This window comes from Streptococcus sp. Marseille-Q5112 (assembly GCF_916700555.1).
Lineage (GTDB): Bacteria > Bacillota > Bacilli > Lactobacillales > Streptococcaceae > Streptococcus > Streptococcus symci.
This window is the reverse complement of sequence record NZ_CAKAKP010000008.1, coordinates 20209-36156: the sequence shown is the minus strand read 5'-3', so window position 1 is coordinate 36156 and position 15948 is coordinate 20209. Positions and strand designations below refer to the sequence as shown.

Here is a 15948-nt window from a genome sequence, read left to right as displayed (position 1 = left end):
CACAAAGTAGCTTGATTGGCTAGGAATTCTCTTTCTTTTCAACCTTCTCTTCTGTTTTTTTCTTCTCTGCTTGATCACTTGAAACGGTCGCTACCTCTTCCTTTTTAGCTGTTTTCTCTTCTTTGAGTTTGACGGAAGGAAAGATGAACTCATATTGGCTCTTAGGCGTACGAATCCTTGTCACTAAGCTTGTTTTCTTATTTTGATAACTCACCTGACCCATATTAAAGGCCTGTTCTCCACTTTCTTGATCAACCTTATCTTTGGTTCGTTTGGCCATGGCAAAAGCGACCAGCTTTTCTTTATTTAAAGCGTAATCTTGATAGTGGGCGACTTGTCGGTTCAAATAAAATTGTAACAAAAGACTAAAGATGGCTGCCATGGTGACTGCATAGAGGAGAACACCTGCCTTAACTTTTTTCTTTTTCCACACGATAGATGAACTCCCTTTCTAAGCCTTTTTGGAACTGGAAACGAAAACGCACCAACTGATTATCCTCTGTAATCTGCGCAGATTTAAGTCCATAAATCATAGGCTGATATCCTCGTCCACTGGCATCAGTTTTTCGAAAATCATCTGATTTGGATTTACCCATAGCGATATCCTTGCCATCTTGCTTCATATAGAGGCGATTGCCCTCCACTTTTTCGAACTGCGAACGGTCTAATTCTGCCTCCAGCTGGTCCACAAACAAGAGCCACTCTTTTTGCTCGCTTTGCTGCTGGTAGCGAACTTCTGAAATGAGGAGCTGACTCATGGCTTGAAAGAGAAGTAAGCTTCCACTGATGACAATGAGGGCAATCAAGGATTCCAACAAGGTGAAAGCCTTGACCTTATGGCTCTTTAATCGCCAACAACTGTTCTGAACCATGATAAATCTCCAATCCTTTTTCACTAGAAAACACCTGAATCTCAACTCCGTTTATCTTTACCTGATTTTGACCTGTCTGTAGTGCCATCTTAGCTACACGCACAACTTCTTCTTTCTGCAAGATTTTTGCTTCTTCTTGCCTATTCTTTTGAATTTGTCCCAAAAGAAGGGTAGCAATACTGGCAAAGATAGCTAGAGCAACTACTGCTTCTAGTAAAATTACTGCCCTAATTTTTTGTTTCCTTAATGCGTTTAATTTTTCCATTTCCTAGATATAATTGATAACGAATCGCTCCTTTGCTGGTCTGAAATTCAACCTTAGCCAGGGACGAATTGCCCCCAGTTCGGTCAAATGTAATGTTTTGGCCTGATGGTACCTTAATTCCTTTAGGAACTGTCAACTTTTGACTGCCATTACTGATCGTTTGCCCAGCTAAGTTTAGACTAGTCTTTTGCTGACTAGCTACACTGCGTTTTTGGGTTTCCCGATACAGTTCTTCAAACTCCATAAAGAAAATCTGCTCCTCTACCGCCGCAAAAGTGGACTGGACAGAGTCGGACAAGCCCAAGGCAAGGATACTCACAAGACCCAAAACTAATAGACTTTCCAGCATGGTAAAGGCCTTAATCATTGACTTTACGATTTGCTCCTCCGTTTTTAGTATAGTATTCATTATAGGCTTTAGCCTGTTCAGGAGTAATACGCCCATCTGCTTGTAACTTGCTTAGGCTAGCATCTTCATTTTTATCCAAGCTATAAAGCTCTGCCTGGCTTTCTACCACCTTAACAACAGCAGCTTTTCCTTTGTCGTTGACTGCTTCTTTTTGCTTGGTCAGATTAGGTACAAAGAGTAATAGAAGCACACTGATGATGAGCAAGACCACCAACATCTCCACAAGTGTGAAAGCTTTAACCTTAGCTTTTTTCAAGAATGTCATCATTTTTTTCATTTTAAAAATTTACCTCCATATTTTGATACATGGGCATGAGCATTGCCGCATAAAGTAAAACGATAATCAGTGCCACAAAGATAAAAACCAGTGGCTGCACAAAATTCATGGTGCGATTGACTCGGGTAAAAAAGGCCTCCCAAGTTTTTTCAGCATAGATTTCCAACTCACTACCCAGCTTGGACTTGACTTCCCCATATTCAATAATCAAGCTCAACTCCTTCTTAAAGAATGGATATGTCGCTATCGTCTGAGAAAATTCCTGACCATTTTGTAAGGATCTAGCTAGATTTTGACCGATTTCTTTAAAGAGATGAGAACCCTGTTCCTGCATGATCTGAAAAATCTGCGTCAGCTCCATTCCCTGTGAAATCATATTCCCCCATTCACGCGCATAATAGGCTGTCAAATAGGTCTGCACAAAGATTCCAAGAAAAGGAAGGCGTGCTAGGATAGAAAAGACGCGCATCTTAGAACTTCTTTTATAAAAAGTTAGTGCTAAAAGGACACCTACTGAAACAAGGCCTACCATTCCTAGAAAGATTTGTGGCAGATTGCCGATAATTTGGGTGGCAATATTGCTACTATCCAGTTGTGGTAGTAGATAGTTCCGTAGCCCCAGCATGATTAAAAGAAGAAATCCCAGTAAAATCAAAGGATAGGTCGCTACTTCAATTAGTTTTTTCTTGACCTTGGCCAGATTGTCTAGATACTCTTCTATCTTTCCCAAACTCAGGTGGAGATTTCCATGGACTTCCGCTAGGGATAACTGAGTGACAATGGCACTTGAAAATCCCAAACCTTCCATCATTTCTGAGAATGATTTCCCCTGAGACAAGCCCGTGCGCATCTGGGTCACGCACTGCTTGTCCAACAAGGCACTCCTATCTAAAAAGGAGATAGTCTCCACTAGATGAAAACCGCTGGAAAAGAGATTATTAAATAAGGTGATGATATTTTTTTGCTTAGCTGTAGCTAATTTTTTCCGTTTCAGCCTGAAGACTTGTGATATGTCCATCTTTAAGAAGCTGGTCAATCTGTTCATTCCAGCTAGTTGGTTGGTGTTCTTGATAGTCTTTGTTTGCAAAGTCAACGATTCCTCCTCCCCCGATTAATCTCTGATAGCAGACTCCTTGCAGAACAACTGCCAACTCTTCCTCACTCACACCCAACTCTAGCAGGCGCTCATAAACACCTCGGATGCTCTTGGCATGAATGGTTGAAAAGACTGTCGCACCTGTCAAACTGGCTCTGACCACTGCACGCGCCGTCTCGCTGTCCCGAATTTCTCCAATAATCAGGAGATCTGGTCGATGACGTAAGGAAAGCTTGATGAGATTTTCATAGGTAAGCCCAATCGCCTCATTCAACTGCAACTGGAGCATGTCGTCCTGCTTGATTTCTACCGGATCTTCTATGGACATAACTTGCTGTCCTTTAAAGAGAGACTTGGCCAATTCGTGCATCAAGGTCGTCTTGCCACTTCCAACTGGACCAGCAAAGAGATAGAGACCACGTTGCCTGTACCGCTTACCCAATTCTTCAATATCCTGAAACCAAAAATGCAAGTCCTGTTTCTCATCATGCAGCAAGCGAATAACTAAACTCTCATGCCCTCTATAATCGCCTACTGTAGATAAACGTAGGGACGCCATCTTATCGTCATATGCATAATCGCAGGAACCAAGTTGACTACGTCGCTTTTCTCCCACATTCATACCCGCCACAAACTTAAAGTGACTAATAACGGCCGCAAACTTTTCAAAATCATAGCTACCAATTTTACAGCGCTCGTCTCCTACCCTCATATGAAGCTCATAATCGTCTAACTTAGGAACAAAATAAATATCCTGCGCCCCTTTTTTCCGAGCCGAACGAATGATTTCTTGTGCAATTTCTTGAACCATACTTACCTCCTCACCTATACTATTCGCAAAGATTTGGGAAAAATAAAAAAAGCAACTCCAAAAAAGTTACTTTTTCTCTATTTTAATTTCATACGGCAAGAACGGTGCCTTTCCTTACCTGTTTGTTTTTCATAGCCTGGACGTAATTTTTCATCTGGGATAACCTGCTCATCCTGTAAAAGAGCCAAAGAATGGTATTGTTGTAAATAGTCATCACATTCATCACACCAGCGTTGGTCTTCCGGATCCCAAAAAATGGTCATCAAGTCACTTCTACTTTTATAAAGAGGGGATTCTTGTTCCAATCTAAACCAGCAAGTTTTATAGTATTTGAGAGCATCATAATACTGGTCAAATTTTCTACTTGCTACAATATCTTCTTCCCAACCTTCTAAGAACCACCACGGTTCAAAATCTCCGTACATTTCTATAACACGATACATATTCATTCATTCCTTTGTACCGTATATTATAACCAATTCCGCTAAACAAGGAAAGAAATATGCTCATTTCTTAATTTTTTGATAAAAAATCCAGCCATCTTATGATGACTGGATTTCTATTCGCTTATGTTTCAAAATCTTTTTACTACCTAGGCTTCCGAGATATTGTTTTCGATAATGACCTTGATTGCATGGTGGTCTGCTGCCTTACTGAAGACTTCATAGGCTCTTTCAATTTCACTGAGTTTGAAATAATGAGTTACCAATTTTTCTGGTTCAATCTTATGACTTTCAAGTGCTTTCAACAATTGTGGAGTGGTATTTGTAGATACCAAACCAGTTGTTACATTGATGTTGCGAATCCAAAGTTTGTCCAAATCGAATTCAACTGGTTTACCATGTACACCACAGTTGGCAACTGTTCCGTCTATACCGATAATCTTTTGACAAAAATCAAATGTTGCAGGAATACCAACAGCTTCGATAGCGACATCCACACCACGACCATCTGTCAAATCATAAATTTCTTTAATGGCTTTTTCAGGGTCTGAAGAATTAACTTTATGAGTCGCACCAAATGATACAGCAGTTTCCAAGCGGTTATCGTCTAAGTCCACCATAATCAATTTAGCTGGTGAGTAGAATTGAGCTGTTAAAAGAGCAGCCAATCCAACTGGACCTGAACCAATAATGGCTACACTACAACCAGGTTCTACTTTCCCTTTCAAGACACCAATTTCATACCCAGTAGGCAAAATATCTGATAGCATAACCAAGGCTTCATCTGACAAGTCTTCTGGAGTATGGTAAAGAGTGTTATCTGCATGAGGGACACGTAAATACTCAGCCTGCATACCATCAATCAGGTGACCGAAAATCCAGCCCCCTTCGTCTTCACAGTGGGCATAAATTCCTTTTTTACAGTAGTAGCATTTACCACAGGCACAAACACAAGAAATCAAGACCTTGTCGCCTTTTTTGAAGTTCGAAACTCCTTCTCCAACTTCTTCAACAATCCCAATTCCTTCGTGACCAAGAATGGTACCACTTTGGCAAGCAGGGACATCCCCTTTGATAATATGGAGGTCTGTTCCACAAATAGTAGTTTTTACGATACGCACAATAGCGTCTGTTGGCTTGCGAATCACTGGTTTGTCAACGTCAACAAAAGAAGCAAGTCCTTGTTTAACATAAGTATAGGCTTTCATAAAGCACTCCTCCTTTTTTTATTTGTACTGTTTATAATATAATTGTAAGCCTTTTCATTTGCTTCTTCAAGTGTTTTTGTGATTTTTTTAACTATTTTATTTACCAGTAAAGCAATATAGATAAAAAAGCAGAAGCTAGTCTGCTTTCATCCTTAACAAAGAGAAATTTCACTACTCCATAAGAACTTTCGATTAACATCAAACGACTAAACAAAAATGATATTACTGATAGATGGAGAATATTCTTCTATATCATTGAAACACTAGGACATCCAAAACAATTGCACTTTCAGTAAATTTCTATACTAAAATTACGAATAATCTCTGCAATATTATCTAAGTTGCAATATATATTAGACATTTTACTAACAATTTTTATAATATCGTTTGTCTTTAAGAGCACAATAACGGCCTTGCTTCTCACTTAACGAGATTCAAGACCGTTATTTAAGATTTTTATTTTATAGCTCTATCTTCTACTATTTGATTGTGTTGAAGATGAACTTGATGTACTGCTAGAGCTACTACTTGAGCTTGGTGTAGATGAGAAACTACCAATAATACTTGACCAAGCATTTTGGTAATCTGCTTCACTTCCTCCAATAGCAAAGTGATAGCTTGTCGTAGGAGCTCCCGTCTTGGTAGCCCAATAGCTCGTTACAGTAGAACCTGAAAGATCCACTGTTCTTCCATTAACGGATACTTTGCCAGGCTTCTGCCCTGTTGATCTGAGGACCTGAGATTGAGTCACACTAGAATCAAGATTAAAGCGTTCATTGCCCCAAACACCAGGCTCAGCCTGTTGGATAGCATTGACCAAGTGGGCCATATATTTGGCATTTCGATAATGCCCAGCCCCCTTAGCCATTGGACGGTTGTCATCATGACCTAGCCAACCACCTAGAGTCAATCTTGGCGTCGAAAGCATGAGCCACATATTTTCATCTTCATTGGTTGTACCAGTCTTACCAATCCAGTCTGCACGAGCTAAGCTTGAATTGATAGAAGCCAAATCCGTTTGGAAACTTGAAGTGATCCGAGATGAAATCACCTCACGAAGCAAACTCTGCATAATCGTTGCTGTTGCCTTCGAATACACTTGAACTGGTTTGTCTTGGAATTCATAGATTACTGTGCCATCAGATGATTCAATCTTAGAAATCACATGTTTCTGATGGTAGACACCGTTATTAGCAAGTGTTTGATAACCATTGGTATGCTGGGCAACTGTAACTTCAATACCACCCCCCATAGGCAGACTTTCGATACCGTACTCTGGAATCTCGTAACCCATTTTCTCCATATAGCTCTTAACATCGACACCTTTTTCACGAAGCATGCGATAAGTCCAATAGGCTGGAATATTCCATGAATAGTTTAAAGCATCACCCAAATTGACCATATCTGTGCCTTTACTACTACCATGCACAATCGGACTACCATTTGCAAAATTTGTAGGATAATTTGACAATATGCTAGCACTTCCCATCAAACCTTGGTCAATGGCAATTCCGTAGGCCAGCAAAGGCTTGGTTGTAGAGGCTGGTGAACGCTTGGTGTCAAAGGCGTGATTGTTTTGGTTAGTCTGGTAATTACGACCACCAACAAAGCCTAGAACAGCCCCCGTTTTATTGTCCATCAAAACATTCCCTACTTCAGGCTGCCCAGTCGAATCATCTACCAAATGACCATAGTTAGCAACTGCATTTTGCATGGCCGCATGGATTTTTTTATTGATTGTTGTAGTAATTTTGTAGCCACCATTACTTAGTTCCTGCTCAGCTCTCTCATGATAAGCCTTTCGAATCGCTTCATTTTTCAACTCTTGGTTAGAGACATTGTCCTGTCGAACTAAATAATCATACATACGGTCTGTCGCTTCAGCCATAGCTGTAAAGTAGAGGTAATCCCTCGAAACAACATTGACAGTTCCTGATGGCAAGAAGTCTTGTTTGAGATTATAGTCCTTGTACTGGTCGTATTCTTCCTGAGTCAGAGCACCCGTGCGGTACATGTTGTAGAGAACATCCTTGGCCCGCTTCAAACCAAGTTCTAAGTCTTCATCACTCTTTAACTCTCCAGTATTTTCATAAGGAGAATAAGTAATCGGACTCTGTGGCAAACCTGCTAGGAAGGCAGCTTGGGGAATACTCAACTTGTTGGCATCGATACCGAAAATCCCTTCAGAAGCTTGCTGGGCACCTGCAATATTCTGACCTTTATGATTTCTACCAAAGGGAGCAACATTGAGATAAGTCGTCAAGATTTCATCCTTACTCATACTACGTTCCAAGGCAAGGGCATCAACAATTTCTGTAGCCTTACGAGCCAAAGTCGGAGCATCTCCAACCACTTGTTGCTTGATTAACTGTTGAGTCAAGGTCGAGCCCCCGCTGGATGAGCCCAAACCTGCAAAGGTTCCCAATGTCGCCCGAATCACAGCTTTTGGCACAACCCCGTTATGTTCAAGAAAATGTTCATCCTCAGTAGCAACGATAGCCTTTTTGAGATTGTCCGATATTTCCCCAGATGAAACAGAAGTTCGCAGTAGGTCACTCTCGATAGAAGCAATGACACTCCCATCTGCATAAACAATTTCTGAGATGGAAGAAATATTTTTAACCTGCTTTACCAAGTCCTCCGCTTGGGGAACCTTAGCCTTGTCAAACAAAGCAACTCCATAACCAAGAGCTACACCTGCACCAAAAAGTCCACCGATAAAGCCTAGAATAAAGAGAGTATTCAGAATGCCCTTAATAGCAACTAAAATGCTACCTAGGATAGTCAGAACTTTCCCACCTGTCCCATCCGACTTCTTCACTTCTGAGACTTTCTCTGATTTTTTATGATTTATTTTTGATTTTACTCGCTGGAAAAATTCCAGCATTTTTCGTTTTAATTCATTTAATTGATTTTGCATGGATTTCCTCACTCTATCTATTATACCATAAAAGGTAAACTTTCAATAAAATAGCTACTTTCTTCCTTATTCTACTAGGCTATTGCCCGAGTTTGTGATACAATAGGTAGAAACAATATTTTATAAAGGAGAAAAGACACATGCACATTTTTGATGAGCTAAAAGAGCGTGGTTTGATTTTTCAAACGACTGATGAAGAAGCTTTGCGTAAAGCCCTAGAAGAAGGTCAAGTTTCTTATTATACTGGCTATGATCCAACTGCTGACAGCCTTCACCTAGGCCACCTTGTCGCAATCTTGACAAGTCGTCGCTTGCAGCTAGCAGGTCACAAACCTTATGCGCTCGTTGGCGGTGCTACAGGTCTCATCGGAGATCCGTCCTTCAAAGATGCTGAACGTAGTCTCCAAACAAAAGACACAGTAGATGGCTGGGTCAAGTCTATCCAAGGACAACTTTCTCGTTTTCTTGACTTTGAAAATGGTGAAAATAAAGCTGTCATGGTCAACAACTACGACTGGTTTGGCAGCATCAGCTTCATTGACTTCCTCCGTGATATCGGAAAATACTTTACTGTCAACTACATGATGAGCAAGGAATCTGTTAAAAAACGGATCGAAACAGGAATTTCTTACACTGAGTTTGCTTACCAAATCATGCAAGGTTATGACTTCTTCGTTCTTAACCAAGACCACAATGTAACGCTTCAAATCGGTGGTTCTGACCAGTGGGGAAATATGACAGCTGGTACCGAATTACTTCGTCGTAAGGCTGACAAGACTGGACACGTTATCACAGTTCCGCTTATCACAGATGCAACTGGTAAGAAATTTGGTAAATCAGAAGGAAACGCAGTCTGGCTCAATCCTGAAAAGACTTCCCCATATGAAATGTACCAATTTTGGATGAACGTTATGGACGCAGACGCTGTTCGCTTCTTGAAAATCTTTACTTTCTTGTCACTTGATGAGATTGAAGACATCCGCAAACAATTTGAATCAGCTCCACATGAACGCTTGGCACAAAAAATCCTCGCTCGTGAAGTCGTCACACTTGTTCACGGCGAAGAAGCTTACAAAGAAGCTCTTAACATCACTGAACAACTCTTTGCAGGAAACATCAAAAACCTTTCTGTTAAAGAACTCAAACAAGGACTTCGTGGAGTGCCAAACTACCAAGTTCAAGCAGATGAAAACCACAATATCGTGGAACTTCTCGTCTCATCTGGTGTGGTTAACTCAAAACGCCAAGCCCGCGAAGACGTCCAAAACGGAGCTATCTACGTCAACGGCGACCGCATCCAAGACCTTGACTATGTCTTGAGTGACGCAGATAAGTTAGAGAACGAACTGACTGTTATCCGTCGTGGGAAGAAAAAATATTTTGTATTGACTTACTAAACTGTTCAACATTTACCTATAAAAAAGGAGTTAACCTCGATAAAGGTAACTCCTTTTTGTTGTTGATAACCACATCTATCTAGCCTTAATAGACAGGCTACGCAGGACTATGCGTAAGGTTGTTAGATTATGTAAGATAGAAAGATTTGAAGGACTGAGCCAATTAAACAAGCCAAAGCCAATCAAACTACTATTTACGACAACAGTATCTTGAATATTCTTCTTGATGAGTATTTGCAAAGATGATGATAGCGAATCCAAATCTTGGAAGAAATCCAAGCGATTATCTAACAATAAGATATCACTCATCTGCTTAGAAATATCTGCACTCTCATTCATCACCACACCGATATCTGATAGGGTTAGAGCAGCTGAGTCATTCAACCCATCCCCAACCATCAAAATCGTGTGACCTGCTTTCTGCAGTTCCTCTACTAACTCAAATTTCCCATCAGGTTTCAAGTCTGTATAGACCTGATCAAAGGGCAAATCTTTGACTAATTCCTCTGTTCTAACCAAGGTGTCCCCTGTTGCCAGAATCAATTTTTTCCCTTGCGCCTTAAGTTTCTCCAAGGCTGCTTTTGCTTCTTTTCTCAAAGGAGTATGAATGCAGAACATTCCAATCAATTCATTCTGATAAGCCAAGAATAAGAGATTGTAGTGACTCTTGTACTCTTCAATTAAAGCATTTTGTTCTGAACTGATATGAATTTGCTCATCCTGCATCAAAACATAATTCCCAATAAGAACTGGTTGCCCATCTATATGAGATTTGATCCCCTTGCTTGCAATATATTGGAGTTTCCCATGCATTTCCTCATGTTCAATCCCCTCTATCTCAGCTTGCTTGACGATGGCATTAGCAATAGGATGATAAATGTGTTCCTCAAGACAGGCACTGATTCTGAGAATATCTTCCTCACTATAGTCCCCAAAAGGTAACACCTTTTCAACTATAGGATAACTAGTTGTGATTGTTCCCGTCTTATCAAACAAGAAAGTATCAACTTCCAGGTATTTCTCTAGAACATCCCCATCCTTAATCACCATTTCACGATTCAACCCCTCCTTGATAGCTGTCAAATAAGCTACAGGAGTAGAGATTTTCAAAGCGCAGGAGAAATCGACCAATAGGAAAGAAATAGCCTTAGAAAAAGAACCTGTTAATAGGTAAGTCAGACCAGCCCCCAAGAAATTATATTTGACGACCTTGTCCGCCATCTTGATGAAATAGCGTTGTTTCGTTTTCTTGTTTTCTTCAGATTTCTTCATCAACTCAATCAGCTGTAAAATACGGCTGTTCATCTGATTATCGGTTACACGAATGCGTAACTCTCCAGTTTCTAATACTGTATTTGCACAAACCAAATCAGACTCTCTTTTTTCAACTGGAAAACTCTCTCCTGTCAAGGAACTTTCGTTGACCATACCTAAACCTGAAACTACTTGTCCATCAAACAGAATTTCATTTCCTTGAGATAGGACCAAGACATCTCCTATTTGAACATCGGAACTCTTGATACTAACAACCGTATCGCCCTGTACTAGGAATACATCGCTCTCTTTTGCAAGAAGGCTTTGTTCTAAATCTGTTGCAGTTTTTTTCAAGGACCACTGATCTAAATGATTCCCCAAATCAAGCATAAACATGATATTGCTAGCTGTCTTGGATTGGTTCATAAACAAGGACAATAAAATCGCCGAACAGTCCAAGACCTCCATCGTTAGTTCCTTACGCGCTAGGGTCTGATAGGCTTCTCTAACATAACCCAAAGCCTGATAACAAGTCCATATATAGCGAATAGGATACGGCACAAAACTACGAAAAAGTACACGCTTAATCGCTGCACCTGAAACAATAGAATAAGCACTCTCTTCTCTACGAATGGGAAGAGTCATCAACTCAGAAACTTTCCCTTTATCAATTCTTTTTAAAAAGGCTTCTGCATTATCTAATACAGAAAAGCCTTCTTTTATACGTAGAGTAAAGTGCTGTTGATCCATGTAAAACTGGATAGACTCAATCCCCTTTTCATCTCTCGCCAAGGAACGAAGATAGTCTTGAATATCCAAGGTGAGTGAAAAAGAAGATGATAGTCGGATATGTTGGTATCCTCTATGTAGCACTTTAAAAGACATATTATTCTCCTATAAGGCTATCTAATTGCTCTTCTTTTTTCTCTTGCTCGTACAAATATTTGGCATCTTGCAAGACATCGTCTCCATGTTGCTTCACAACAGAAACAGATGCATCTAGCTCGTCTTTCAACTTGTAAGCCTTAGCCAAAGCTTTAGAATAACCTTTTTTAGCTTCCTTACTTGCTAAGATTTTCAAGCCAAGGGTACCAAATGCGACACCACCCAAAAAGAGTGATGATTTTTTCGCAACTTTTGCAACGGTTAATACTTCTTTTAACATACTTATTTCCTCCTTATCATTATTATATAGAAATTTAGATATAAAAGCAATTTTATTCTATAAATTGGAGAATTAGTTTTATTTCTACTGAATCTCCCATCTACTTATTCCTAAAGTTGCTTTCATTTGCCTCTTTTGATACACTTAAACTATGAATACAAATCTCAAACCCAAACTTCAGCGTTTTGCTTCTGCTACTGCCTTTGCCTGTCCTATCTGTCAAGAAAATCTGACTCTGCTAGAGACTAGTTTCAAGTGCTGCAACCGTCATTCTTTTGACTTGGCGAAATTCGGCTATGTCAATCTGGCGCCTCAAATCAAACAATCTGCTAACTACGACAAGGAAAATTTTCAAAACCGTCAACAAATCCTAGAAGCCGGCTTTTACCAAGCTATCTTAGAGGCCATTTCCGATTTACTTGCAAGCTCAAAAAATGCCAAAACAATTTTAGATATCGGTTGTGGTGAAGGTTTCTATTCTCGCAAGCTTCAAAAAAGGCATCCTGACAAAACCTTCTATGCCTTTGATATTTCCAAAGATTCCGTCCAAATCGCTGCCAAGAGTGAACCAAACTGGGCAGTCAACTGGTTCGTTGGTGACTTAGCTCGTCTTCCTATAAAAGACGCTAGCATGGATATCCTGCTTGATATCTTCTCACCTGCCAACTATGGAGAATTTCATCGCGTTTTATCCAAAGACGGCATCTTGATAAAGGTTATTCCAACTAAAAATCACCTCAAGGAAATCCGTCAGAAGGTACAAGACCAGCTGACAAACAAGGATTATTCTAATCAAGATATCAAGGAGCATTTCCAGGAACGCTTTACCATCCTATCTAGTCAAACCGCCTCTCTGACTAAGACTATCACAGCAAATCAGCTCCAAGCCCTACTCAGCATGACGCCCCTCCTCTTTCACATCGACCAGACTAAGATTGACTGGAGCCAACTGACAGAGATTACCATTGAAGCTGAGATTCTGGTTGGGAAAGTACTATAATTGACACAAAAACCGCATTTCAAAAAGATCTGCGGTTTTAAATTTCAATTTTTAAACTATCTATCCGAAAAGTCTAAAACATTTAAAGATTTTAGCTTCTCCATTTATTTTCGATTCGAAATAACAAACTTATCAATAAATAGTAAGTGAAATAAGGCAAGTGTAATTCCCGATAAGCACCCATGATAAGAGATTTCTTGATGGGTAAGGGGGTAAAGATTACTATTACCCGCCAAGAAACATGTCAAAATCACAAATAGTATCCAAAATAAATCAGTCCATTTATATTTTGAAAAATATTTTTTCCACATAAGAACACCTTCTTTCCTACAATCATATTATAATACTTTATGTAAGCGAATACAAGGAATATGAGGTAATTTTTAAGTAGATTTCGAGGCTTAAAGGTTGTAAAACCAGCATTTTAAGCGTTCAATGTGTCTATGATTTCTCTCTTTTTAATTCAAGATTGACTCAAATCCACAGCATTCAAAAAAGCGAATTTCAATCGAAATTCGCTTTATATGAAAGTGTATTAGTATAAATCTTGTATCTTAGTTCAAGTGCCAGATATCTTCATTGTACTGAGCGATTGTACGGTCAGATGAGAAGAATCCTGCTTTAGAAATGTTAACGATGACTTTATCCAACCATGCGTCACGGTCTTCGTAGTCAGCCAACATTTGTTCTTTAACCTTGATGTAGTCTTCCAAGTCAAGAAGAGTCATGAACCAGTCTTTGTTGATTAATTCATTGTAAAGACGTTCCAAGCGCTCTTTGTTTCCAGCTGCAAGAACTGCATCGCTAACGATGAAGTCAACCAATGGTTTGATAGCTTTACGAGCGTAGAATTCACTTGATTTGTAAGCTGCTTTTGCGTAAAGGTCGATAACAGTTTCTGAATCTTCACCAAAGATGTAGATGTTTTCGTCGCCAACCAACTCAGCGATTTCCACGTTAGCACCGTCCATAGTACCAAGAGTCAAAGCTCCGTTCAACATGAATTTCATGTTACCAGTACCTGAAGCTTCTTTAGAAGCAAGTGAAATTTGTTCTGAGATATCACATGCTGGGATAAGGAAGCTTGCTGCAGTAACGTTGTAGTTTTCAACCATAACAACTTGCAAGTGTGGAGCTACTGCTGGATCGTTAGCAATAACTTCTGACATGCAAAGGATCAAGTGGATAATGTCTTGAGCGATTGTGTAGGCTGGAGCTGCTTTACCACCAAAGAAGATTGTGATTGGGCGAGCAGGGATGTTACCAGCTTTGATGTCAAGATATTTGTGGATCACGTACAAAGCGTTCATTTGTTGGCGTTTGTACTCGTGAAGACGTTTGATTTGGATATCAAAGATAGAGTTTGGATTGATTTCCACACCTTGGTGTTCTTTCAAGTGACGAGCTAATTTACGTTTGTTGTGAGCCTTGATGCTTTCCAATTTTTCTTTGACAGCTGCTTTGTCTTCATAAGACAAGAGTTTCTCAAGCTCATCAGCTTCATGGTGCCAACCTTCTCCAAGAATCTCATCCAAGTAGTGAGACAAGCTTGGGTTAGCATGCATGAGCCAACGACGGAAAGTGATACCGTTTGTTTTGTTGTTGAATTTTTCTGGGTAAAGGTCGTAGAAAGCTTTCAACTCAGAATTTTTCAAGATTTCAGTGTGAAGTGCTGCTACTCCGTTAACGCTGTATCCGTAGTGGATATCCATGTGGGCCATGTGAACACGTCCACTCTCGTCAATAATTTGAACAGCTGGATCTTTCACTTCTGCTTTCACACGACGGTCCAATTCTTCGATGATTGGTACCAAGTGAGGAACCACTTCTTGCAAGAATTCAAGAGGCCATTTTTCAAGGGCTTCAGCAAGGATTGTGTGGTTAGTATAGGCGGTCATGCTACGAACGATTGAGATTGCTTCGTCAAGCTCGATACCACGAGCAGTCAAAAGACGAATCAATTCAGGGATAACCATTGATGGGTGAGTATCGTTGATTTGTACAACCGCGTAGTCAGCAAGGTCATGCAAGTTGCTTCCTTTTTCGATTGCTTCTTCGATGATCAATTGCGCACCGTTTGAAACCATGAAGTATTGTTGGAAGATACGGAGCAATTCACCTTGACGGTCACTATCATCTGGGTAAAGGAAAAGAGTCAAGTTGCGAGCGATGTCTGTCTTGTCAAAGTTGATACCGTCTTTAATGATTGAAGAATCAACTGAATCCAAGTCAAACAAACGCAAGCGGTTCTTAGTTTCTGTCTTGTAACCAGGTACATCGATATCGTAAAGAGTTGATGTCAATGTGAAGTGAGCAAATGGCACTTGGTAGCTACGGCTTGAGCGAACCAACCAGTTTTGCTCTGTCAACCATGCATTTGGAATTGTTTCTTGTTGGTTATTTTTAAGAACTTGTTGGAAAAGACCGTAGTGGTAGTTAAGACCAACACCGTCACCGTTCAAACCAAGAGTAGCAATTGAGTCGATAAAGCAGGCAGCCAAACGTCCCAAACCACCATTACCAAGAGATGGTTCCAATTCAACTTCTTCAACTTCGATCAAATCTTTACCTGCAGCTGCAAGTTCTTTTTTAACATCGTCGTAAAGACCAAGGTTGATTAAGTTGTTTGACAAAAGTTTACCAATCAAGAACTCAGCTGAGATGTAGTAAACTTTTTTCTTACCAGTGTTAACTGGTTTTTTGCTACTTGCAAGCTTGCTGTAGTTAAGAAGAGCCAGGTAAAGCTCTTCATTGCTACATTCTGCAATGGTTTTATTGTAACGATTTTGTACAAATTCTTGTAGTGATAACATGTTTAAGGTGTCTCCTGA

Annotated in this window: 16 protein-coding genes; 2 read left to right on the top strand and 14 right to left on the bottom strand. The window is 40.0% G+C overall.

Annotation, left to right across the window (positions count from 1 at the left end; all coding sequences use genetic code 11):
- Positions 1–19 precede the first annotated feature (19 nt).
- From comGG to pbp1b, 10 genes are all read right to left on the bottom strand, one after another.
- On the bottom strand, positions 20–433 hold the full coding sequence (gene comGG, locus LG372_RS06660) for a competence type IV pilus minor pilin ComGG (protein WP_225742425.1): 414 nt from the start codon (positions 431–433) through the stop codon (positions 20–22).
- Complete coding sequence (comGF, locus tag LG372_RS06655; RefSeq protein WP_225742424.1) at positions 411–872, bottom strand: competence type IV pilus minor pilin ComGF; 462 nt, start codon at positions 870–872, stop codon at positions 411–413. The genes comGG and comGF overlap by 23 nt, the downstream gene beginning before the upstream one ends.
- A complete protein-coding gene (gene comGE / locus LG372_RS06650) occupies positions 835–1137 on the bottom strand; it encodes a competence type IV pilus minor pilin ComGE (RefSeq protein WP_125386708.1) in 303 nt (100 codons plus the stop codon). The genes comGF and comGE overlap by 38 nt, the downstream gene beginning before the upstream one ends.
- Complete coding sequence (gene comGD, locus LG372_RS06645) at positions 1100–1504, bottom strand: competence type IV pilus minor pilin ComGD (RefSeq protein ID WP_247930602.1); 405 nt, start codon at positions 1502–1504, stop codon at positions 1100–1102. The genes comGE and comGD overlap by 38 nt, the downstream gene beginning before the upstream one ends.
- A complete protein-coding gene (gene comGC, locus LG372_RS06640; RefSeq protein ID WP_045606658.1) occupies positions 1497–1823 on the bottom strand; it encodes a competence type IV pilus major pilin ComGC in 327 nt (108 codons plus the stop codon). Before comGC ends, comGD begins: the two co-directional genes overlap by 8 nt.
- A gap of 1 nt (position 1824) precedes the next feature.
- Positions 1825–2841 carry a competence type IV pilus assembly protein ComGB gene (gene comGB, locus LG372_RS06635; protein WP_080975925.1) on the bottom strand — a complete coding sequence of 339 codons (1017 nt, stop codon included), beginning with the start codon at positions 2839–2841 and terminating at the stop codon, positions 1825–1827.
- Complete coding sequence (gene comGA, locus LG372_RS06630) at positions 2789–3730, bottom strand: competence type IV pilus ATPase ComGA (protein ID WP_225742423.1); 942 nt, start codon at positions 3728–3730, stop codon at positions 2789–2791. The genes comGB and comGA overlap by 53 nt, the downstream gene beginning before the upstream one ends.
- 77 nt (positions 3731–3807) lie before the next feature.
- Positions 3808–4173, bottom strand: a complete 366-nt coding sequence (locus LG372_RS06625) for a DUF1033 family protein (protein ID WP_004262492.1) — start codon at positions 4171–4173, stop codon at positions 3808–3810.
- A 149-nt stretch (positions 4174–4322) separates the two neighbouring features.
- Positions 4323–5381, bottom strand: coding sequence for a zinc-dependent alcohol dehydrogenase family protein (locus LG372_RS06620; RefSeq protein ID WP_225742422.1), 1059 nt, complete (start codon positions 5379–5381; stop codon positions 4323–4325).
- A 469-nt stretch (positions 5382–5850) separates the two neighbouring features.
- Complete coding sequence (pbp1b, locus tag LG372_RS06615) at positions 5851–8301, bottom strand: penicillin-binding protein PBP1B (protein ID WP_225742421.1); 2451 nt, start codon at positions 8299–8301, stop codon at positions 5851–5853.
- Between the two features lie 140 nt (positions 8302–8441).
- Here pbp1b and tyrS point away from each other — a divergent pair, with 140 nt between their 5' ends.
- Positions 8442–9698, top strand: a complete 1257-nt coding sequence (tyrS, locus tag LG372_RS06610) for a tyrosine--tRNA ligase (protein WP_225742420.1) — start codon at positions 8442–8444, stop codon at positions 9696–9698.
- Between the two features lie 75 nt (positions 9699–9773).
- Here the strand turns inward: tyrS and LG372_RS06605 are convergent, their stop codons facing one another.
- Together LG372_RS06605 and LG372_RS06600 are read right to left on the bottom strand one after the other, a co-directional pair.
- The gene (locus LG372_RS06605; RefSeq protein WP_225742419.1) at positions 9774–11837 is read right to left on the bottom strand and encodes a heavy metal translocating P-type ATPase; all 2064 of its coding nucleotides are present in this window, start codon (positions 11835–11837) and stop codon (positions 9774–9776) included.
- 1 nt (position 11838) lies between these two features.
- On the bottom strand, positions 11839–12117 hold the full coding sequence (locus LG372_RS06600; protein ID WP_000910909.1) for a DUF6110 family protein: 279 nt from the start codon (positions 12115–12117) through the stop codon (positions 11839–11841).
- A gap of 151 nt (positions 12118–12268) precedes the next feature.
- Between LG372_RS06600 and LG372_RS06595 the strand changes: the two genes are divergently transcribed.
- On the top strand, positions 12269–13117 hold the full coding sequence (locus tag LG372_RS06595) for a putative RNA methyltransferase (protein ID WP_225742418.1): 849 nt from the start codon (positions 12269–12271) through the stop codon (positions 13115–13117).
- Positions 13118–13221: 104 nt separating this feature from the next.
- Here LG372_RS06595 and LG372_RS06590 read toward each other — a convergent pair whose 3' ends face one another.
- Positions 13222–13428, bottom strand: coding sequence for a hypothetical protein (locus tag LG372_RS06590; RefSeq protein WP_125852399.1), 207 nt, complete (start codon positions 13426–13428; stop codon positions 13222–13224).
- Positions 13429–13671: 243 nt separating this feature from the next.
- The gene (gene glgP / locus LG372_RS06585; RefSeq protein ID WP_225742417.1) at positions 13672–15930 is read right to left on the bottom strand and encodes a glycogen/starch/alpha-glucan family phosphorylase; all 2259 of its coding nucleotides are present in this window, start codon (positions 15928–15930) and stop codon (positions 13672–13674) included.
- Positions 15931–15948 lie beyond the last annotated feature (18 nt).